This is a genomic window from Nocardia vermiculata NBRC 100427, assembly GCF_001613265.1.
GTDB lineage: Bacteria > Actinomycetota > Actinomycetes > Mycobacteriales > Mycobacteriaceae > Nocardia > Nocardia vermiculata.
On record NZ_BDCA01000004.1, the window covers coordinates 206,124 to 226,046 of the forward strand.

Here is a 19,923-nt window from a genome sequence, read left to right on the forward strand (position 1 = left end):
GTGACACAGTCATTCACGGCCGACGAGATTCGCGAGGGGCTCGAGAAGATCAAGGCGGACGGCGAGTCCGCGCCGCGCGCCGGCCGCGACCCGATCAATCAGCCGATGGTCAACAACTGGGTCGAGGCGCTCGGCGACGCCAATCCGATCTACGTCGACGCCGGCGCCGCGCGCGCCGCCGGACATCCGGGCATCGTCGCGCCGCCGGCCATGGCACAGGTGTGGACCATGCTGGGTCTGGGTGGCGAACGTGCCGCCGACGACCCGATGACCCGCACCAACGATTTGTTCGATGCCGCCGGGTTCACCTCGGTCGTCGCCACCAACTGCGAGCAGATCTACCACCGCTACCTGCAACTCGGTGAGCAGGTGACGGTGCGCTCCAGCGTCGACGAGATCGTCGGCCCGAAGCGCACCGGACTCGGCGAAGGCTGGTTCACCACCTACCGCACCAACTGGTACGTCGGTGACGAACTGGTCACCGAGATGCTGTTCCGCATGCTCAAGTTCATTCCGGGCACCGGAAAGCAGGCGCCCGCACCGGAACCCGGCGCGGTCTCGGCGGAGGATCTGGCCAAGCGGGTCCGCCCCACCGTCTCGAAGGACACCGAATTCTTCTGGGACGGCGTCGCACTCGGTGAGCTGCGGATTCAGCAGCGGCCCGACGGCTCACTGCAGCATCCGCCGGTGCCGGCGTTGTGGAAGGACCACACCGAGCAGACCGATTACGTCGTGGCCTCCGGCCGCGGCACCGTGTTCAGCTTCGTGGTTCATCACGCGCCGAAGGTGCCCGGACGCCAGGTGCCCTATGTGGTCGCGCTGGTCGAGCTCGAGGAAGGTGTGCGCATGCTCGGTGAGCTGCGCGGCATCGAGCCGGGCGAGGTCGAGGTGGGCCTGCCGGTAGTGGTCGGTTTCCAGCAGCTCGACGACGACAACACCGTGCCGTACTGGGAGGCCGTGCGATGACTTCTACTATCGAACCGGCCGCCGTGGCGGTCGGGACCACGCTGCCGGAGTTAGTGATTCACGCCGACCCGACCTTCGTGATCTCGACGGCGCTCGCCACCCGGGATTTCCAGGACGTGCACCACGACCGCGACAAGGCGGTCGAACGCGGTTCCAAGGACATCTTCGTCAATATCCTCACCGACACCGGTCTGGTGCAGCGGTTCGTCACCGATTGGGCCGGGCCGGGGGCGATCGTCAAGTCGATCGCGCTCCGCCTGGGCGTGCCGCTGTACGCGGGGGACACCCTGACGCTCACCGGCACCGTGGCGGCCGTGGACGGTGGCGAGGTCACCATCGACGTGGTCGGCAAGGACAGTCTCGGCGATCACATCACGGCGAAAGCCGTTATCTCCCTGCAGGAGGCACGCCAGTGACGGAATTGAGCCGTCGCGCCGCCATCGTGGGTATCGGCGCCACCGACTTCTCCAAGGACTCCGGCCGCAGCGAGCTGCGTCTGGCCGCCGAGGCGGTCACCGCGGCACTGGCCGACGCCGGGCTCACTCCGGACGATGTGGACGGCCTGACGACCTTCACCATGGATACCAATACCCAGGTCGCCGTCGCGCGCGCCGCCGGTATTCCGAATCTGAAGTTCTTCAGCAACATCCCGTTCGGCGGCGGTGCGGCCGCGGCGACGGTGCAGCAGGCCGCGATGGCCGTCGCGACCGGTGTCGCCGATGTGGTCGTGGCGTACCGGGCCTTCAACGAACGGTCCGGGAACCGCTTCGGCCAGTTCGCCACTCATCTGGCGACCGGCAATCCCAGCTCCTCGGGTGTGGACAACGCGTTCTCCTACACCCACGGCCTGGGGACGCCCGCCGCGCAGGTGGCGATGGTGGCGCGCCGGTACATGCATGTATACGGCGCGAGCAGTGCGGATTTCGGCCGGGTGGCCGTCGCCGACCGCAAGCACGCCGCGGTGAATCCGGCGGCGCACTTCTACGGCAAGCCGATCACCCTGGAGGACCACCAGAACTCGCGGTGGATCGCCGAACCACTGCATTTGCTGGACTGCTGCCAGGAAACCGACGGCGGCGTGGCGCTGGTGATCACCAGCGCCGACCGGGCGAAGGGCCTGTCGAACAAGCCTGCGCTGATCGCCGGTGCCGCACAGGGCTCCGGTGCGGACCAGTACGTGATGACCAGCTACTACCGTGACGGGCTCAGCGGCCTGCCGGAAATGGGGCTGGTCGGCGATCAGCTGTGGCAGCAGAGCGGTTTGCGGCCCGAGGACATGCAGGCCGCGATCCTCTACGACCACTTCACCCCGTTCGTGCTGATGCAGCTGGAGGAGCTGGGCTTCTGCGGCCGCGGTGAGGCCAAGGATTTCGTCGCCGACGGTGCGATCGAGCTCGGTGGCCGGCTGCCGCTCAACACCCACGGTGGCCAGCTGGGCGAGGCCTACATCCACGGCATGAACGGCATCGCCGAGGGCGTACGCCAGATCCGCGGCACCTCGGTGAACCAGGTCGACGCCCTGGACAACATCGTCGTGACCGCCGGCACCGGAGTTCCGACCTCGGGGCTGGTGCTGACCGCAGCCTGAGCTACTCGAAGGCCGCGTATCGGAACAATCCGGTACGCGGCCTTCGCTGTGCGTATCGTGCCGATGCTCCCATCGATCCTGTCGCCGAGTTAGTATAGAAACTATATAGCCAGTATCGATACTAGATATACGCTGGAGGTTATGGTGTCGAAACTGTTGATCGATGTCGATGACGAGGCGCTCGCTCACGCACAGCAGCTGTTGGGAACATCGACGAAGAAGGACACGGTGAACGCGGCGCTGGTCGAGATCGCCAAACGGCTCGAGCGGGTCAAAGCGCTGAACACTCTCGGCGAGATGGCTGAACAGGGTGACTTCGACGTCCTGCTCGACAAGGACAACTACCGCCGGTGATCAGCTACCTGATCGACACCTCGGCGGCAGCGCGTCTGTTCATCGATCCCACGGTTCGAAAGGTATGGCACGAGACCGTCACGGCTGGAGTGATAGCGGTCTGCGATGCGGTCGAACTCGAGTTGTTGTTCTCCGCACGCTCGCTGGCGGATCGCCTGCACAAGAAGGAACAGCTGGGAGCGCTGTTCGGTTGGGTAGCCACGCCGGAGAACGTCTGGGTACGAACGCACCAGGTGCAGCAACTACTCACCGAACGCGGTCATCATCGCAGTGCGGGTGTCTCGGATCTGGTCATTGCCGCGACCGCGGAGGCGAACAATCTCACGATCTTGCACTACGACCGCGATTACGAGACCGTGGCCGAGGCGACCGGCCAACCGACACAGTGGATTTCGCCGCCCGGATCCATCTCTTGAGGCGCACGAAAGGCCGCGAACGGAAGTGTTCGCGGCCTTTCGAAGTGGGTCGAATCAGGCGGAGCGGATCAGGCGGTGGCGCCGGTCTTCTCCCGCTGCAGTTCCAGCGCGATGTCGATCAGCTGATCCTCCTGGCCGCCGACGAGCTTGCGCGCTCCGGCGCGGACCAGCATTTCCGCGGCCGAGACGCCGTAGCGTTCCGCCTGGCGTTCAGCGTGCTTGAGGAAGCTGGAGTACACGCCCGCGTAGCCCATCATCAGGGCCTGGCGGTCGAGCAGGCATTCCTGCGGCATGGCCGGGCGGACCACATCCTCGGCGGCATCGGCGATGGCGAAGAAGTCGATACCGGTCTTGATGCCGACCTTGTCGGCCACGCCGATGAAGGCTTCCACCGGGGTGTTGCCCGCGCCGGCACCGAAACGCCGCGCGCTGCCGTCGATCTGCTTGGCGCCCGCCTTGACCGCGTAGATCGAGTTGGCCACGGCCAGATCGAGGTTCTCGTGGCCGTGGAATCCGACCTGCGCGTCGTCGCCGAGTTCGGCGACGAGGGCGGAGATCCGGTCGGAGACCTGGTCCAGCACCAGCGCACCGGCCGAATCGACCACGTACACACACTGGCAGCCGGCATCGGCCATGATGCGCGCCTGCTTGGCCAGCTTCTCCGGCGGCTGCGAATGCGACATCATCAGGAAGCCGACGGTTTCCATACCGAGATCGCGGGCGTAACCGAAGTGCTGGATGGACACGTCGGCCTCGGTGCAGTGCGTGGCGATACGCACGATGGAGGCACCGTTGTCCTGCGAGATCTTGATGTCCTCTTTCACACCCACACCGGGCAGCATCAGGACCGCGATCTTGGCCTGTTTCGCGGTCTGCGCCGCGATCGTGATCAGTTCCTGTTCGGGGGTTTTGGAGAACCCGTAGTTGAACGAGGAACCGCCCAGCCCGTCACCGTGGGTCACCTCGATGACCGGAACACCGGAGGCATCGACGGCGGCGACGATATCGCGCACCTCGGTGGTGGTGAACTGGTGGCGCTTGTGGTGGGACCCGTCACGCAGCGAGGTGTCGGTGACGCGGACGTCGAGTTCCTGGGAGAACGGCTGCAATACGTAATTCATTGATCTGGTCCCTTCTACACCCGGGCCGTGAGGATCTGTTCGGCCATGACGTCGCCGACGCGCGTCGCGGCCGCGGTCATGATGTCGAGGTTGCCGGCGTACGGCGGCAGGAAGTCGCCCGCACCCTCGACCTCGACGAACACCGAAACCTTCGCCATACCACCGGAGATCACGCTCGGCTCGTCGAACTGCGGCTCGTTGAGCAGCCGGTAGCCCGGGACGTACTCCTGGATGTCGGCGACCATCCTGTGGATCGAATCGGTGATCGCCGCGGTGTCGGCGTCCTCGGGGATCGCGCAGAAGATGGTGTCGCGCATGATCATCGGCGGTTCGGCCGGATTGAGGATGATGATCGCCTTACCGCGCTGCGCCCCACCGATGGTTTCCACACCCTTGCTGGTGGTCTTGGTGAACTCGTCGATGTTGGCGCGGGTGCCCGGGCCGGCCGAGACCGAGGACACCGAGGCGACGATTTCGGCGTAGGGCACCTCGACCACGCGGGACACGGCGTTGACGATCGGGATCGTGGCCTGTCCACCGCAGGTGATCATGTTGACGTTGGGGGTGTCGGTATTGGCGCCGAGGTTCACCGGGGGCACCACGGCCGGGCCCACCGCGGCGGGGGTGAGGTCGATCGCGCGGATACCTGCGGCCTCGTACTTAGGCGCGTATTCGCGATGCACGTAGGCCGAGGTGGCCTCGAACAGCAGGTCCGGCTTCTCCGGCAGCGCGAGCAGCCAGTCGGCGCCCTCGTGCGAGGTCTCCAGACCGAGGCCGCGGGCGCGCTTGAGGCCCTCGCTCTCGGGGTCGATACCGATCATCCACCGCGGCTCGATGCGCTCCGAACGCAGCAGCTTGTACAGCAGGTCGGTGCTGATATTGCCCGAGCCGACGATGGCGGCTGTCACTTTTCCATTGCTGGACACTCGAAACTCCTCAGCTGAAACGCAGACGGACAGAACCGAGTCCGGCGAACTCGGCGTGGAAGTCGTCGCCCGGACGGACGTCGATGGCGCGGGTGCACGAGCCGGGCAGCACGATGTCGCCGGCCTTCAGGCGTACGCCGAAGGAGGCGACCTTGCGGGCCAGCCAGGCCACCGCGATGGTCGGATCGCCGAGCACCGCTTCGCTGCGCCCCTCGGCGACCACCTCGTCGTTGCGGGTCAGTCGCGCCTCGATGCCGGTGATATCCACCTGATCCGGCGCCACCCGCTCGGTGCCGAGCACCCATCCGGCCGACGACGCGTTGTCGGCGATGGTGTCGCACAACGCGATGTTCCAGTTCTTGATGCGGCTGTCGATCAGTTCGATGGCCGGGGCGTAGGCGACCGTCGCTGCGAGCACGTCGGCTTCGGTGCACTCCTCGCCCGGCAGATCGGCACCCAGGACGAAGCCGACCTCGACCTCGACCCGGGGGTACAGATATTTCGAGGTGTCGACCGGGGCATCGGTGAAAACCTGCATATCGTCGAGCAGATGGCCGTAATCGGGCTCGTCGACGCCCATCATCTCCTGCATGGCCTTCGACGACAGGCCGACCTTGTGGCCGACGACCTTCGCGCCGTCGGTCAGGCGCTGCCGGATATTGCTCAGCTGGATCTCGTAGGCGTCCACCACGTCGATCGCCGCATACCGGGTGACCAGCGGGTCGATCGCCGTCCGGTCTCGTTCGGCGGCCGCGAGCTCGGCGGCCAGTTCTTTCCGTACCGCGTCGGACAGCACGCTTGTTCCTTCCATCGGGGCCCGGTCGGGTACCGGGACTCAAACTGTAACGAGTTTTCCGGTGTCAACCCCTAGCAGCAGTCCCATCTGCCAGACCAATATAGACCGAACGTGTCCTGATTCTATAACGTGTTCTACATGACTGATCGGGAATACGACGTGGTGGTGGTCGGCAGCGGCGCCGCCGGAATGACCGCCGCCCTCGCCGCGGCGCACCACGGCCTGCGCGCGGTACTCATCGAGAAGGCCGCGCACTACGGCGGCAACACCGCCCGTAGCGGTGGTGGCGTGTGGATCCCCGGCAACAAGGCGCTCAAGGCGTCCGGCCGGCCGGACGACCGGGAGGAGGCGCGCAGGTACCTGCACAGCATCATCGGCGATGCGGTGCCGAAGGAGAAGATCGACACCTATATCGACCGTGGTGCGGAGGCCTTCGACTTCGTGCTCGACCACAGCCCGCTGCAGATGAAGTGGGTGCCCGGATACTCCGACTACCACCCCGAGGCTCCCGGTGGCCGGGGGGAGGGTCGCTCCTGCGAGCCCAAACCGTTCAATGGCAAGGTGCTGGGCGCCGAGCTCGCCAACCTCGAACCTGCCTACGCCAAGGCCCCACTGAACGTGGTGGTCATGCAGGCCGACTTCGTGCGACTGAACCTGATCAAGCGCCACCCCAAGGGCGTGATGCGGGCGATGCGGGTCGGTGCGCGTACCTACCTCGCCAAGTTCACCGGTAAGCACATCCTGGGTATGGGCCAGGCGATTGTCGCCGCCATGCGCAAGGGCCTGATCGATGCGGGCGTCCCCGTCCTGCTGAACACCCCCCTCACCAAGCTTGTCACCGAGGGGGACCGCGTAGTGGGTGTGGAGGCGACCGTCGACGGCGAGCCGGTGATCTTCAAGGCCCGCTACGGCGTCGTGCTGGGCACCGGCGGTTTCGAGCACAACGCCGAAATGCGCGCGAAGTACCAGCGTCAGCCCATCACCACCGAGTGGACCACCGGTGCGGCCGCCAACACCGGCGACGGTATCCGCGCGGGTATGGAGCTGGGTGCGGCCATCGGATTCATGGAGGACGCCTGGTGGGGGCCGACAGTGTTCAAGGGCGGCGGCAAGACCTGGTTCGCCCTGGCCGAGCGCAACCTGCCCGGCTCGATCATGATCAACACCGAAGGTAAGCGGTTCGGCAACGAGTCCGCACCGTACGTGGACGCTGTGCACACCATGTACGGCGGCAAGTGGGGGCAGGGCGAGGGCCCGGGTGAGAACGTGCCCTGCTGGCTGGTCTTCGATCAGCGTTACCGCAACCGCTACATCTACGCCGGTCTGCAGCCCGGTCAGCGCTTCCCGTCGCGCTGGATGGAGAACGACAACATCGTCAAGGCCGACACCCTGTCCGAACTCGCCGAGAAGGTCGGCGTCCCGGCGGAGAATCTGTCCGCCACGGTGACCCGGTTCAACAGCTTCGCCGAGAAGGGCGTGGACGAGGACTTCGGTCGCGGTAAGAGCCACTACGACCGCTACTACGGCGATCCGACCGTCAAGCCGAACCCGTGCCTGGCCTCGCTGGTGCAGGGCCCGTTCTTTGCGGCGAAGATCGTTCCGGGCGATCTGGGAACCAAGGGGGGCCTGGTCACCGATACTGCCGCGCGCGTGCTGCGTGAGGACGGCACCGTGATCGAGGGTCTCTATGCCTCCGGTAACTCCTCCACCCCGGTCATGGGGCACACCTATGCCGGCCCCGGCGCCACCATCGGCCCCGCGCTGACCTTCGGTTACCTCGCGGTCATGGACATCGTAGAGCGGGCGAAGCAGAAGTCCGCGGCCGCCGCGAGTGGCAAGTAGGCAACATTTCCGGTGAATGAGACCTGGTCCGGGTTCCCGGACCGTGCCCGTCCACCATTGGACGAGCAGGGGCGGCGCGGATCCGATGCGCGCACCGCGCCGCCCCACCCCCGGGTCGCGGCACCGCACCAGAGTAGGAGAGTCAATGCCCATCGATCTGAACACCGCGCTGGGAGCGGAGCTTCCGGGCCAGGAATTCGCCTGGACGCCCTCGGATGTGCAGCTGTACCACCTGGGTCTGGGCGCGGGTGAGCGCTGGACCGATGCGGGTGAGCTGCGTTATCTCGACGACCGGGAGCCGCAGGTGCTGCCGACCTTCGCGACGGTGGCACCGACCATGCGGGTCACCGAGCCGCCGAAGGTCAGCTATCCGGGTGTCGAGATCGACCTGGCCAAGGTCGTGCACGGCAGCCAGGAGATCATCGTGCACCGGCCGATTCCTGCCGAAGGCAAGGCGAGCAGCACCGGCCGCATCACCGAGGTGTGGGACAAGGGTTCGGCCGCGGTGATCGCCCACGAGACGGTGATCACCGGATCCGACGGTCAGCCGCTGTGGACGGCCCGTTCGTCCATCTTCGCCAAGGGTGAGGGTGGTTTCGGTGGTGAGCGCGGACCGAGCAACAAGGCGGTGCTGCCCGATCGTGCACCGGATTTCGAGGTGCTGACGCCGACCTTGCCGCAGCAGGCGCTGCTGTACCGCATGTGCGGTGACCGCAACCCGCTGCATTCGGATCCCGAATTCGCCAAGGGGGCAGGCTTCCCCAACCCGATCCTGCACGGGCTGTGCACCTACGGCCTGGTGTGCAAGGCGGCCACCGATACGGTGCTGGACTCGGATGCGAGCCGGGTGGGCGGCTTCCGCGCGCGGTTCGCGGGCGTGCTCTACCCGGGTGAGACGATCCGCTCCCGGATCTGGCGCGAGGGTGACGAGCTGGTCATCGCGGCCACCGTGGTGGAGCGCGACGATGCGCCGGTACTCGGCGATGTGCGGCTGACCGTCGTCGGCTAGCCCGGCCGTTCGGCTCGAACGAAACGACCGCCCGATCGGCACTGCTGGTCGGGCGGTCGTTTGTTGCTATGGCCGCGCGCGGCGGCGGGGGGAGTACTACCGCGGTGCGGCGCAGGTTCGGGTTCGCCTCAGTCCGGGAAACCGGTCGCGAACAGACCGGCGATCGCGACGGAGCAGATGACGGCGATGATCGGGATAATCCACATGCCTCCAGACTACAAGGCGTAGTAGAAAAGCACGACATCGTGTAGTAGTGCAAAATCGCAGGTTGTGGGATGAAACACAGTTGTGGGAGCGGTGCTGCTAGGGAGTGTCCACCGCATTCGACGCCGCACGCCGCCCCGTCAGGCCGGCCACGATCAGCCCGTACAGCACGATGACCAGCACCGGAGCCAGCAGTGGCAGCCAGGCCACCTGCGCCGGGAGCAGGGCCGCGAGTACCGCCGCTCCGGCGAAGCTCAGCGCACCGGTCACCGAGGCCACTGTGGTAGGAACCACACCGGCCGGGGCGTGCAGCGTGGCGGTGTTCAGCAGATAGGCGGTGGCTACCAGACCGGTGCCCGCCGCCGCGGCGGCGCCCGCATCCGCCCACGCCAGCACACCCAACGCGAGCAGCACCGCGACGACCGCGACGGAACGGAACCACCAGCCCGCGATCACCGCGAGCAGCACCGCGATCGCTCCCCACGGTTCGACGATGGTGACCGCCGCGATGAGCAGCAGTCCGGACAGCACGGCCAGAAATCTCGTCATCGCCGCACCCGCACCAGCCGCCGCTTTTCCGGAATCAGCCGCATCGCCTGGTCGAGCCGGGCGCCCTCGGGCCAGGGCACCACATCGACACCGACGGTGCCCATATCGCGGTACATCGCGGTGCGTTCCAGCTGCCACATGCGCGCCATCGTCGAATCCAGTGCGTCGGTGAACGGCGGTCCGCGCAGCACGTCGACCACCACCACGGTATGGCCGCGCTTGCGCAGGTCGATCAGTGCCAGCGCGAATTCGGTATCGAGCAGGGTGGAGAAGGCGACCACGATCGCGCCCAGCGGCACCGCCGCGTACGGGGCCAGCGTGCCGGTGGTGGGGACGTGCTCGTCGCCGATTCCCAGCACCGCGTCGACGATGCGGTAGAACTGCCGGCGACCGATATCGGGATGCAACCACCGTGGCTCCCGGCCCAGACACACCAGTGCCGTGCGGTCACCTGCCTGCAGCGCGGACTGCGCCACCTGGGCCGCGCCGCGCACCGTCAGTTCCAGGGAATCGGTGGCCGGTCCGGGCGCCTGCAGCGAGGTGTCGACCAGCACCACCACATCCGCGGCCCGATCGGTGAGGCGCTCGGTGACGTAGAGCCTGCCGCGGCGCGCACTGACGGGCCAGTTCACGGTCCGCAGTTGATCGCCCGGGGCGTAGGCGCGAATATCGGCGTATTCGACGCCCGGGCCGTGCCGCCGGGTCGGATGGGTGCCGATCCGCTCCGGAAGTTCGGTGCGTGGCAGCCGCATTCGCTGCGGGTCGGCGATCGGGTAGACGTACACATCGCCGGCCGGGACGCGGGCCGACGCCTGTGCCAGTCCGGCGGGGCTCAGGGCGGTGAGCCGGATCGTCACCGGATAGCGGCCCCAGCGGGCGGTGGACAATGCCAGCCGGAGCCCGGCTGGCGCGGGCCCGGAGTCGGAGCTCTGCTCCACCTGCACCTCGAGCCCGGCTGCTGCGTCGGGATGGCACCGCAGCAGTGCGTGCCCGTGCTCCACGAAGGCGGCGACCGCGAGCTCGACCTCCTCGGTTTCGAAGCAGCGCACGGTGCCGCCGCCGTCGACCTGAACTCTGGTGCGCGACAGCTGCATCGGCGCGGTGGCCAGCACACCCAGCATCGGGGCCGCGAAGACCGCGAGCTGCCAGCGTTGCAGCACGATCGCCGCGACCAGCGCCGCCGCCGCGGTCAGTGCCAGCATGTACACCAGCGGCGCGGGGCGCCACCGCAATTCGATCTCGGTGGCCGACGTGGTATCGCGATGCCTCATCAGCGCCTCAGGTCACCGTCGCGCGGGGAACCGGCAGCCGGCGCAGTAGTTCCGCGATGACGTCCTCGCCGCGGATCCGGCGCACCCACATCTCCGGGCGCAGCGTGATCCGGTGCGCCATCGCCGAAACCGCCAGCGCCTTCACATCTTCGGGGATCACGTAGTCGCGGCCCAGCAGCAGCGCACGAGCCCGGGCCATCTGCACCAGATCCAGCTCCGAACGCGGGCTGGCGCCGACCTCCACCTGCGGGTGACCGCGGGTGGCCGCCGCCAGCGCCACCACATACGACACGACATCCGGATGCACGGTGACGAATTCGACCGCTTGACGCATCTCCAGCAGTCCGTGCGCGTCCACCACCTGACCGACCTGTGGGGTGCCCGCGCCGCGTTCGAGCCGGCGGCGGATCATCTGGGTCTCGTCCTGTTCGGACAGATAGCCCAGGCGCAGTTGCAGTGCGAACCGGTCCAGCTGGGCCTCGGGGAGCGGGTAGGTGCCCTCGTACTCGATCGGGTTGTCGGTGGCGAGCACGATGAACGGCTGTGGCAGCGGGTAGGTTTCACCGTCCACGCTCACCTGGCCCTCGGCCATCGCCTCGAGCAGTGCTGCCTGCGTCTTGGGCGGGGTGCGGTTGATTTCGTCGGCCAGCAGCATATTGGCGAACACCGGTCCGCGGCGGAAGTTGAACCGGCCCGAGTTCATGTCGTAGATGGTCGAGCCGATCAGATCCGCCGGCAGCAGATCCGGGGTGAACTGCACCCGGGTGAAGTCCAGACCCAGTGCGGCGGCGAACGATCGGGCGATGAGTGTCTTGCCCAGTCCCGGTAGATCTTCGATCAGGACATGCCCGCCCGACAGCACCGCGATCATGATCAGCTGTAGCTCGTCGCGTTTGCCCACCACGACCCGCGAGATTTCCCGCAGCACCGCGTCGGTGCGTTTGATGGTCCCATCCAGAGGTGTCGTCATATCCGATCTCGCATTAGTTCCAACGGTTCACATGTCCTGCAGGCGGCGCAGGATCTCTTCGAGCGCGGGCCGGCCCGGTGCGGGTCCGGTCTGATCGCGCAGTGCCGCATTGGCCGGATCCACCCAGCGCCACAGTTCCGGGCCGAACTGCAAGCGGCCGGCGGCCTCGGTCGCGGTGCGGTTCTTCCCGATCCGGTGCCCGCTGGACAGCTCGAACTCCTTGGCCAGCAGTGGCCGCAGATAGCGATCCCAGTCGGCCCGCGAGCCGTCGGATCGGGTGACCAGCATCTGGGCGCGCGCATGCCAGCGGGTGAGCATTTCGGCGGGCCCGTTGTCGATCTCCTCGTCGTCGAACTCGTCTCGTCGCTGTGCCCGGGCGCGTTCGGCCAGCGTCCACAGCAGTAAGGCCAGAGCCAGCGCGACCGGCACCCCGACCAGCACCGGCAGCAGTTCACGCCGGCTCGTCACACCGATCACCTCGACCACCCCCACCATCAGCACCGCGGCCGTCACGATCGCCGTCCGGATCACAGCTGTGCCCCCTGCAGGTCCGCGAGCACGATGCGCAGCAGTTGTTCGGCCCGCATGCGCTGCCATTCCAGCATCGAGTGCGGACTGAACCGGGCCTCTTCGAACAGCGTCACCAGTTCCCGGGCCGAGGCATCGCGTAGCACCCCGCGATCGAAGGCGCGGGCCAGCACCTCGGAAGGGGTGTCCGAGATCAGCGGTGCCACCTCCCGGGCCTGTGCCAGACCGCGTTCCATCGCGACGTAGCAGGAGATGATCGCGGTGCGGGCGTCCTGGCCGGATGCCATCATCGCGGCCAGGCCCATCTCGGCGACCTTCGCCAGCGATACCGCGGTCTCGGGGGCGGGCTCGGGCAGTTCGGCCACCGGCGCGCGGCGGTGCTGCCGGGCGCTCAGCGTCACCACTGCCAGTCCCACGACGGCCACGGCGAGCAGGGCGGCAGCCGAAACGCCGATCAGAATTACTGCGGTGCTGCTCAATTCGGGCATTTCGGCGCCGGATTGCGGAGGCGGCGGCGCGGTGGTTCCGGTCGGCGGGGTGGTGGCCGGTGCGGAAGTCGAGGGTGCCGAATTCGGCGTACTCGGTTCGGTATGTCCCGCGACGACCAGGTACACCACCCAGATCACGGCGGCGACGATGGCCGCCACCGCGGCCGCGGCCACGATTAGCATTCCGGCCCGGCCCAATTGCAGCGGGCGGCGGGACCGGTCGCGGTCGGGCAGCGCCAGTGGCAGTCGATGCTGGCTGGTGAGCACACCGGCCAGCAACAGCACCACCGATACCAGCGACAGCACCGGCATGAGTGCGACGCTCACCGCGGTCGGGGGTGATCCCGGGTGCGCCCCGCCGGTACCCGGGATGTAGCCACGCAGCGCGATTACGACACCGGCCATCAGGGCGATCAGCCCGATCGCGCGTGGTATCGCCGCTCTCACCCCGGCCACGGGCCACTCCCAGACATTCCGAACTGCACAAACTCCGCACATCGTTGCACGGTGGTGGCGCTCGCAACGGGGAAATCGTGACACCGGCCGGCAACCGATCCGGGATACCCGGCCCACCCCGGAGATCCGGGAGACGAAACTGTGATCGCGCACAACACCGGCGACCGCAATGCGCCGGTCAACCCAAACGAATTCGCTTCACATGAGCGGCGTACTCACCGGATTTCGTCGACGCGCGCACCCGACAATCGGCTGAGGCGGCTGGCGGTGCGTTGCAGGTCCCGGGTGCCTGCGCTGGACTCGATCAGGTCCGGCAGGGATACCTCGGCGTAGACGTTCAGCTCCAGATCGGCGTCGTAGAGTACGTCGATCAGACTGGTCCAGCGGGTGCGCCAGTCCATCGGGACGGAATGCAATGCGGGGACCTCGCAGACGGTCCAGCGGCGGTAGCTCCGGGTCAGGGTGAGATAGTCCGCGGCCGACAGGGGACTACCGCACAACTCGGCGAAATCGATGGTCAGCTCATCGTTCCCGGCGGCACGTGCATGCACCACGCGGTGGGCGATCGCGAGATCTACCCGGCCCTGGATCGGACATTCTCCGTGCACGAAAATGCCTGCGGCGAAGCCGGTGTGGGCACCGCCGAGCAGACGATAGTCCTGGCCTCCGTCGACCGGAAGCACATCCAGGTGGGTGCGGAGCAGTGCGATCGCGGGCTCGAATTTCGCGTGTGTCAGCGGGTTCGGCAACAACTGTTCCGGCGGATAGTTGGAGGTCACCACCAGTGTGATCCGGCGGGCGAAGAGGGCTTCGAGGAGTCTGGTCAGCAGGATGGCGTCGCCGACGTCGTGGACGTGGAATTCGTCGAAGCAGAGCAGTTCCACGTCCTCGAGGACCGCGTTCAAGGCGGCCGGTAATTCGCCGAATGCTGCGATCGCGTTGTGCAGCCGGGCGAAGAATTCGTGAAAGTGGTAGCGGCGCTTGCGGTCGGTGGTGACGTTCGCGAAGAACTCGTCCATGAGCATGGTCTTGCCGCGGCCGGGGCGGCCGTGCAGGTAGATCCCCCTGCCCGCTCCGCGCGGGTGCGGCCCGCGAGGCAGGGGGAGGAACCTCCCCGAAGTGCGGAATGCGGAACGTCCACGCAGGCGCCCCCGGCGTTCGAGCTGTCCGGCCAGCTCACACAGCCGCGTGGCCGCCCGTTGTTGTTCGGCATCCAGCGTCACCGTATTCACGACGTTCGCCTCCTCGGCCTCTTCACTTACCTCCTCTATAGATATAGAGCGAGATTGTGAACGGGACCAGCGAAGGTGACGATGTGCACAGCGGACGGCCGGAGTGCGGGTGGGTAGCTCGCGCCGGTATCGCTGCGTAGCCGACCGGCACGGCCTGATTGATACGCTCGTGAATCGTTCGCCCAGGGAGAGGACTCGCCGTGACGCCACCCGGTGCCCAGCACTCGCCCGCTGTGGTCGCGGCTGTGCCCCGGCCGCTGACCAAGCGGCGGGCCGAGACCCGGCAGCGGTTGCTGGATGCCGCCTACGACGCGTTCGCCGACGAAGGATTCGGCCGCTGCACGGTCGAGCACATCTGTGAACGCGCCGGGTACACCCGGGGCGCGTTCTACTCGAATTTCGCTTCGCTGGAAGAGCTTTTCCTGGCGATGTGGGAATTACAGTCGGCGCGCATGCTGGGGGAGCTGAGCGAGGTTCTCGGCGCCGGCGATCCGGTCGGGGGCGCTGATCCGCGGGCCGCGGTGGAGCGCGTGTTGAGCGCGGTGCCCCTGGACGGCAAATGGTTTCGTATCACCGCCGAATTCACCGCACACGCCCTGCGCAATCCGTCACTGCGCCGCGTGATGGTCGCCCGGGAGCGGGCGATCATGGACGCGTTGTTGCCGGTCCTGGAGACGCTGCTGGAACGGGCGGGGCGGACGGTCACCGATCGCGAAGGTCTCGGTCGTGCTGTGGTCGCGGTGCACGACGGAACGTCGGTACAGTGCCTGCTGGACCCCGGTGACACCGCGGCGCACGAGCAGCGGATCACCCTGTTCACCCACGTAGCAATGGCCTACAGCGTGGCGATTCCGGATTCGTGAGCAGGCTCGGCACGAGCCGGCGATCGCCCGCACGAATTCGAGGGAGCCGACCGTGAGCGACCGTCCTGCCCTGGCCCGGGCGCTGGATCTGCAACCCCACCCCGAGGGGGGCTGGTTCCGCGAAACCTGGCGCAGTCCGGTGCAATTCGAACCCGAGGGTTATACCGGCCCGCGCGCCAGCGCGACCGCGATCCACTATCTGTTGCTGCCACAGGACCATTCGGCCCCGCATACCGTCGCCTCCGATGAGATCTGGCTGTGGCAGCGCGGCGGCCCGCTGCTGCTGAATATCGGCGGTGACGAGGTCACCCTGGGGCCGGATGTGGAACGGGGGCAACTACTTCAGGCCGTGGTTCCGGCTGGGGTCAGCCAGGCCGCACGCCCGGCGGGTGACGAGTACGTACTGGTCAGCTGTGTGGTCTCGCCCGGATTCGATTTCGCCGACTTCCGCCTGGACTGATCCGGACACACGTCGGGCCGCATACCGTGTCCCAGAACGGTATGCGGCCCGACTGCGCCGACTTGTCAGTCGTCGATTTCGATGATGCCCTCGTCGATCGCGTACTGGATCGACTTCTCCAGGTCCGGGCACGGATCAGGCTTGCCCGGTCCCGGCAGCTTGGCGAAGACGGGGCAGTGTTCGGCCGGGCTGGTGGTGAACTGCACCGAGCGCTGATGCTGCGAGGATTTGCGCACCAGGACTTCGATTCCGCAGGCGCGGCAGGCGACCGGGGTCAGGCCGTTCTCCAGAAAGTGCTGCTTGTCCACCACTGTCTGGGCGCGCACCTGCGCCCGTTGCTCCGGACGGTCCGCGAAGTCCGGTGCTTTCGCCCAGCCGGTCATCAGGCACCCGCCTCCTGCTTGACGGCGGTTTCCTCTTCTTCGGCCTTCCGGCGCAGGTTCTCCGCGACCTCGGCCTCCCAGTGCTCGTTGGCCTTGTCGGTGTCGACCTCGAATTCGAAGCGCTGCACCATCTTCGGGTCGATATCGGCGACGTCCACGTAGAACTGCTCGTACCAGCGGCGCAGCTGGTAGACCGGGCCGTCCTCCTCGCAGAGCAGCGGATTGTCGATCTTGGACTTGTGCTTCCAGATCTCCACATCCTGCAGGAAGCCGTCACCGAAGAAGGTGGCCATCGAATTGGCCAGCTTCAGCGCCGTCTTGTCGTCGAGTCCCTGGGGGATTTCGACCGACAGGCCGTACTGCAGCACGAACGAATCCTGGCTGACCGGGTAGTGGCAGTTGACCAGCTGAACCTTGATCTCGTAGCCACCGTAGATATTGGTCAGTGGATTGAGCATGTACGACGGGCCGAAGTACGACGCCTCGGACTTCAGCAGGTTGTCGCCGCCGTACTTGGCGGCCGCACCGACGTCGGGCCGGCCCTTGGTCTCGAGGAACTGCGTCGCCACATGTCCTTCGAAGACGTTCTTGAAGTACGTCGGGAAGGCGAAGTGGATGTAGAAGAAGTGCGCCATATCGACGACGTTGTCGACGATCTCGCGGCAGTTGGCACCCTCGATCTCGATGGTGTTCCAAGTGAACGGCGTCCAGGCGGTGTTCAGCTCCTCGGACGGGTTGCCCTCGGCGTCGGTGTACGGACCCTCGATGTACGGGATCGTGACGTCGTCCGGCGGCGGCTTGCCCTCGTGGTCGTGCCAGACGAACAGCTGTCCGTTGCGTTCGAGTGTGGTCCATGCGCGGGTACGAGCCAGTGGCGGCACGCGGCGCGCGTACGGGATCGACGTGCAGCGGCCGTTGCCGCCCCAACGCCAGTCGTGGAACGGGCACGCGATGGAATCGCCCTTGACCTCGCCCATACTGAGATCGCCACCCAGGTGGCGGCAGTAGGCGTCGAGCACTTTCAGCTCGTTGTCGCTGTTCGCCCACACCACGAGCTTGGTGCCGAAGGCCTGCACGGCGTGCGGCTTACCATCGCGAAATGTTTCGGTCAGGCCCAAGCAATGCCAGCCCCGCGCATACCGCGTCGGCGCCGAGCCGACGTCGATCTCGCGGACCTTTCCGCCCCGCTGCGTGGGCTGTGCGGTTTCTGCCATCGTCATCCCTCCTCTGGAATCACTAGAACACGTTACAAAATCACAGCCACATGCGCCAGCTATTCTGCGTGCTACCAGCGATTCGCCTACAGAGTGGGACAATGAACACGCGTTCTCGACATAAACAAGAACGTGTTCTAGTCTCAAGACAAGTATCGGTCTCGCCGAACGGCGTCGGACCGACACGCACCGTTCTGAAACGACGAGGCAGGAGCAGCCCCCGAGATGACGCAAGAAGTGACCGAACGGGTCGAAGCGCTGTTGCCGAAGCTGCGCGAACAGGCGCAGGAGGCAGAAGATCTGCGCCGCATCCCCGACGAGACCATCAAGGCCCTGCAGGCCACCGGCTTCTTCAAGCTGCTGCAGCCCAAGCAGTGGGGCGGCTACGCCGCGGACCCGGTCGTCTTCTACGACACCGTGCGCAAGATCGCCAGCGCGTGCGGTTCCACCGGTTGGTGCGCGGGCATCCTCGGCATCCACAACTGGCATCTGGCGCTGTTCGACCAGCGCGCCCAGGAAGAGGTGTGGGGTAAAGACACCGAGGTTCGCATCTCGTCGTCCTATGCCCCCATGGGGGCCGGCGTGGTGAGCGACGACGGTGAGGGATACATCGTCAACGGTTCGTGGGCCTGGTCCTCGGGCTCCGATCACGCCGACTGGGTGTTCGTCGGCGGCCCGGTGATCAAGAACGGCAAGCCGGTCGACTTCGGCTCCTTCCTGATTCCGCGCAGCGAATACAAGATCAACGATGTGTGGCACGTGGTCGGCCTGCGCGGCACCGGTTCCAACACGATCGTCGTCGAGGATGTGTACGTGCCGCGGCACCGCTTCCTCAGCATGAAGACCATGGGTGACCTGAAGTCGCCCGGCCTGGAGCGCAACACCGACCCGGTGTACAAGATGCCGTGGGGCACCGTGCATCCCGCGACCATCACCGCGCCGATCGTCGGCATGGGCTACGGCGCGTACGAGGCCCACGTCGAGCATCAGGGCAAGCGGGTGCGTGCGGCGTTCGCGGGTGAGAAGGCCAAGGACGATCCGTTCGGCAAGGTCCGCATCGCCGAGGCGGCCAGCGATATCGATGCGGCCTGGCGCCAGCTGTCCGGCAATATCGCCGAGGAGTACGCCTACATCCTCGAGGGTAAGGAAGTTCCCTTCGACCTGCGGGTGGCCGCTCGCCGCGACCAGGTGCGTGCCACCGGCCGCGTGATCGCCTCCATCGACCGTCTCTTCGAGGCATCCGGCGCCACCGCTCTCGCGGAAGGCACGCCGCTGCAGCGCTTCTGGCGTGACGCGCACGCCGGCCGGGTGCACGCCTCGCAGGATCCGGAGCGTGCCTACCAGATGTTCGGCACCCATGCCTTCGGTCTGCCGATCCAGGACACGATGGTCTAGCCGATGACCGACACCATCGAAGCGAACGAGCTCACCTACGAGTCGACCTCCCGCTATGCGCAGGTGCGACCCGACCTGAAACTGCACTATCACGAGGCCGGGGTCGGCAACGGCCCCACCATCGTGCTGCTGCACGGCGGTGGTCCGGGTGCCTCCTCCTGGTCCAACTTCGCGAAGAACATCCCGGTGCTGGCGCAGCGGTTCCATGTCCTCGCGGTCGATCAGCCCGGCTTCGGGCAGTCCGACAAGCCGACCGAGCATCCGCAGTACTTCGTGCACAGCTCCTCGGCGCTGAAGGATCTGCTGGACACCCTGGAGATCACCGATCGCGTGCACCTGCTGGGCAATTCGCTCGGCGGCGGCGCGGCGGTCCGGTTCGCACTCGACTATCCCGATCGTGCCGGCAAGCTGGTGCTGATGGGCCCGGGCGGGTTGAGCACCAACCTGTTCGCACCGGATCCGACCGAGGGCGTCAAGGCGCTGGGCAAGTTCAACGCCGAGCCCACCCGGGATAATCTGGAGAAGTTCCTGCGGATCATGGTCTTCGACCAGAAGCTGATCACGCCGGAACTGCTGGACGAGCGCTTCGCCTCCGCGAACACCCCGGAATCGCTGGCCGCGACCCGCGCGATGGGTAAGTCCTTCGCGAGTGCGGACTTCGAGAAGGGCATGCTGTGGCGCGACGCCTACAAGCTGCGCCAGCCGGTGTTGCTCACCTGGGGTCGTGAGGACCGGGTGAATCCGCTCGACGGCGCGCTGGTCGCGCTCAAGAACATTCCCCGCGCTCAGCTGCATGTCTTCGGTGGCTGCGGGCATTGGGCGCAACTGGAGAAGTTCGACGAATTCAACCGGCTGGCAACCGATTTCATCCTCGGCCTTAAGGGGGAGTGAA

General features: G+C 66.7%; 22 protein-coding genes. 11 read left to right on the plus strand and 11 right to left on the minus strand.

Annotated features, from left to right (window positions below; all coding sequences use genetic code 11):
* From NV2_RS07870 to NV2_RS07890, 5 genes are all read left to right on the plus strand, one after another.
* Positions 1-966 carry a bifunctional MaoC family dehydratase N-terminal/OB-fold nucleic acid binding domain-containing protein gene (locus tag NV2_RS07870; RefSeq protein WP_067870865.1) on the plus strand — a complete coding sequence of 322 codons (966 nt, stop codon included), beginning with the start codon at positions 1-3 and terminating at the stop codon, positions 964-966.
* Positions 963-1,382: a MaoC family dehydratase gene (locus NV2_RS07875; RefSeq protein ID WP_067870866.1), complete on the plus strand. Its 420-nt coding sequence runs from the start codon at positions 963-965 to the stop codon at positions 1,380-1,382. Before NV2_RS07870 ends, NV2_RS07875 begins: the two co-directional genes overlap by 4 nt.
* Entirely contained in the window at positions 1,379-2,554 is a 1,176-nt protein-coding gene (locus NV2_RS07880) for a lipid-transfer protein (RefSeq protein WP_067870867.1), read from the plus strand. The genes NV2_RS07875 and NV2_RS07880 overlap by 4 nt, the downstream gene beginning before the upstream one ends.
* A gap of 141 nt (positions 2,555-2,695) precedes the next feature.
* The gene (locus tag NV2_RS07885) at positions 2,696-2,908 is read left to right on the plus strand and encodes a type II toxin-antitoxin system VapB family antitoxin (RefSeq protein WP_210749043.1); all 213 of its coding nucleotides are present in this window, start codon (positions 2,696-2,698) and stop codon (positions 2,906-2,908) included.
* Complete coding sequence (locus NV2_RS07890; protein WP_067870868.1) at positions 2,905-3,324, plus strand: PIN domain nuclease; 420 nt, start codon at positions 2,905-2,907, stop codon at positions 3,322-3,324. Before NV2_RS07885 ends, NV2_RS07890 begins: the two co-directional genes overlap by 4 nt.
* A 68-nt stretch (positions 3,325-3,392) precedes the next feature.
* On the opposite strand, the gene dmpG is transcribed toward NV2_RS07890, so the two are convergent.
* Genes dmpG through NV2_RS07905 form a run of 3 tightly spaced genes read right to left on the minus strand, consistent with a single transcriptional unit; the run spans position 3,393 to position 6,167 of the window.
* Positions 3,393-4,445, minus strand: a complete 1,053-nt coding sequence (dmpG, locus tag NV2_RS07895; protein WP_067870869.1) for a 4-hydroxy-2-oxovalerate aldolase — start codon at positions 4,443-4,445, stop codon at positions 3,393-3,395.
* Between the two features lie 14 nt (positions 4,446-4,459).
* Complete coding sequence (locus tag NV2_RS07900; protein ID WP_067870870.1) at positions 4,460-5,371, minus strand: acetaldehyde dehydrogenase (acetylating); 912 nt, start codon at positions 5,369-5,371, stop codon at positions 4,460-4,462.
* Between the two features lie 10 nt (positions 5,372-5,381).
* Entirely contained in the window at positions 5,382-6,167 is a 786-nt protein-coding gene (locus NV2_RS07905; protein WP_067870871.1) for a 2-keto-4-pentenoate hydratase, read from the minus strand.
* A gap of 129 nt (positions 6,168-6,296) precedes the next feature.
* On the opposite strand from NV2_RS07905, the gene kstD reads away from it, so the two are divergent.
* Both kstD and chsH3 read left to right on the plus strand, forming a co-directional pair.
* The gene (gene kstD, locus NV2_RS07910; RefSeq protein ID WP_067870872.1) at positions 6,297-8,009 is read left to right on the plus strand and encodes a 3-oxosteroid 1-dehydrogenase; all 1,713 of its coding nucleotides are present in this window, start codon (positions 6,297-6,299) and stop codon (positions 8,007-8,009) included.
* A gap of 145 nt (positions 8,010-8,154) precedes the next feature.
* Complete coding sequence (chsH3, locus tag NV2_RS07915) at positions 8,155-9,018, plus strand: enoyl-CoA hydratase ChsH3 (RefSeq protein ID WP_067870873.1); 864 nt, start codon at positions 8,155-8,157, stop codon at positions 9,016-9,018.
* Positions 9,019-9,321: 303 nt separating this feature from the next.
* Here chsH3 and NV2_RS07920 read toward each other — a convergent pair whose 3' ends face one another.
* The 6 genes from NV2_RS07920 to zapE all read right to left on the minus strand — a co-directional run bounded on the left by NV2_RS07920 (position 9,322) and on the right by zapE (position 14,716).
* Positions 9,322-9,771, minus strand: a complete 450-nt coding sequence (locus NV2_RS07920; RefSeq protein WP_067870874.1) for a hypothetical protein — start codon at positions 9,769-9,771, stop codon at positions 9,322-9,324.
* Positions 9,768-11,042, minus strand: coding sequence for a DUF58 domain-containing protein (locus NV2_RS07925; protein ID WP_067870875.1), 1,275 nt, complete (start codon positions 11,040-11,042; stop codon positions 9,768-9,770). The genes NV2_RS07920 and NV2_RS07925 overlap by 4 nt, the downstream gene beginning before the upstream one ends.
* A gap of 7 nt (positions 11,043-11,049) precedes the next feature.
* Complete coding sequence (locus tag NV2_RS07930; protein ID WP_067870876.1) at positions 11,050-12,012, minus strand: AAA family ATPase; 963 nt, start codon at positions 12,010-12,012, stop codon at positions 11,050-11,052.
* A 27-nt stretch (positions 12,013-12,039) separates the two neighbouring features.
* Positions 12,040-12,543 carry a hypothetical protein gene (locus tag NV2_RS07935; protein WP_067870877.1) on the minus strand — a complete coding sequence of 168 codons (504 nt, stop codon included), beginning with the start codon at positions 12,541-12,543 and terminating at the stop codon, positions 12,040-12,042.
* Entirely contained in the window at positions 12,540-13,484 is a 945-nt protein-coding gene (locus tag NV2_RS07940) for a DUF4129 domain-containing protein (RefSeq protein ID WP_245662497.1), read from the minus strand. Before NV2_RS07940 ends, NV2_RS07935 begins: the two co-directional genes overlap by 4 nt.
* Before the next feature lie 215 nt (positions 13,485-13,699).
* A complete protein-coding gene (zapE, locus tag NV2_RS07945; protein ID WP_067870878.1) occupies positions 13,700-14,716 on the minus strand; it encodes a cell division protein ZapE in 1,017 nt (338 codons plus the stop codon).
* 200 nt (positions 14,717-14,916) lie between these two features.
* Here zapE and NV2_RS07950 point away from each other — a divergent pair, with 200 nt between their 5' ends.
* Positions 14,917-15,579, plus strand: a complete 663-nt coding sequence (locus NV2_RS07950) for a TetR/AcrR family transcriptional regulator (RefSeq protein ID WP_245662498.1) — start codon at positions 14,917-14,919, stop codon at positions 15,577-15,579.
* A 52-nt stretch (positions 15,580-15,631) separates the two neighbouring features.
* Complete coding sequence (locus NV2_RS07955) at positions 15,632-16,039, plus strand: cupin domain-containing protein (RefSeq protein ID WP_067870879.1); 408 nt, start codon at positions 15,632-15,634, stop codon at positions 16,037-16,039.
* Positions 16,040-16,104: 65 nt separating this feature from the next.
* On the opposite strand, the gene NV2_RS07960 is transcribed toward NV2_RS07955, so the two are convergent.
* The gene (locus NV2_RS07960) at positions 16,105-16,422 is read right to left on the minus strand and encodes a hypothetical protein (protein WP_067870880.1); all 318 of its coding nucleotides are present in this window, start codon (positions 16,420-16,422) and stop codon (positions 16,105-16,107) included.
* Complete coding sequence (locus NV2_RS07965) at positions 16,422-17,636, minus strand: 3-ketosteroid-9-alpha-monooxygenase, oxygenase component (RefSeq protein ID WP_067870934.1); 1,215 nt, start codon at positions 17,634-17,636, stop codon at positions 16,422-16,424. Before NV2_RS07965 ends, NV2_RS07960 begins: the two co-directional genes overlap by 1 nt.
* A 225-nt stretch (positions 17,637-17,861) precedes the next feature.
* Between NV2_RS07965 and hsaA the strand changes: the two genes are divergently transcribed.
* A complete protein-coding gene (hsaA, locus tag NV2_RS07970; protein ID WP_067870881.1) occupies positions 17,862-19,031 on the plus strand; it encodes a 3-hydroxy-9,10-secoandrosta-1,3,5(10)-triene-9,17-dione monooxygenase oxygenase subunit in 1,170 nt (389 codons plus the stop codon).
* Between the two features lie 3 nt (positions 19,032-19,034).
* Positions 19,035-19,922: a 4,5:9,10-diseco-3-hydroxy-5,9,17-trioxoandrosta-1(10),2-diene-4-oate hydrolase gene (gene hsaD / locus NV2_RS07975; RefSeq protein WP_067870882.1), complete on the plus strand. Its 888-nt coding sequence runs from the start codon at positions 19,035-19,037 to the stop codon at positions 19,920-19,922.
* The last annotated feature ends 1 nt before the right edge of the window (position 19,923 follow it).

Coding starts and splice junctions, on each gene's coding strand:
- NV2_RS07875 (WP_067870866.1), top strand. CDS start 963: ATGACTTCTACTATCGAACCGGCCGCCGTGGCGGTCGGGACCACGCTG.
- NV2_RS07885 (WP_210749043.1), top strand. CDS start 2,696: ATGGTGTCGAAACTGTTGATCGATGTCGATGACGAGGCGCTCGCTCAC.
- dmpG (WP_067870869.1), bottom strand. CDS start 4,445: ATGAATTACGTATTGCAGCCGTTCTCCCAGGAACTCGACGTCCGCGTC.
- chsH3 (WP_067870873.1), top strand. CDS start 8,155: ATGCCCATCGATCTGAACACCGCGCTGGGAGCGGAGCTTCCGGGCCAG.
- NV2_RS07920 (WP_067870874.1), bottom strand. CDS start 9,771: ATGACGAGATTTCTGGCCGTGCTGTCCGGACTGCTGCTCATCGCGGCG.
- NV2_RS07925 (WP_067870875.1), bottom strand. CDS start 11,042: ATGAGGCATCGCGATACCACGTCGGCCACCGAGATCGAATTGCGGTGG.
- NV2_RS07930 (WP_067870876.1), bottom strand. CDS start 12,012: ATGACGACACCTCTGGATGGGACCATCAAACGCACCGACGCGGTGCTG.
- NV2_RS07960 (WP_067870880.1), bottom strand. CDS start 16,422: ATGACCGGCTGGGCGAAAGCACCGGACTTCGCGGACCGTCCGGAGCAA.
- NV2_RS07965 (WP_067870934.1), bottom strand. CDS start 17,636: ATGGCAGAAACCGCACAGCCCACGCAGCGGGGCGGAAAGGTCCGCGAG.
- hsaA (WP_067870881.1), top strand. CDS start 17,862: ATGACGCAAGAAGTGACCGAACGGGTCGAAGCGCTGTTGCCGAAGCTG.
- hsaD (WP_067870882.1), top strand. CDS start 19,035: ATGACCGACACCATCGAAGCGAACGAGCTCACCTACGAGTCGACCTCC.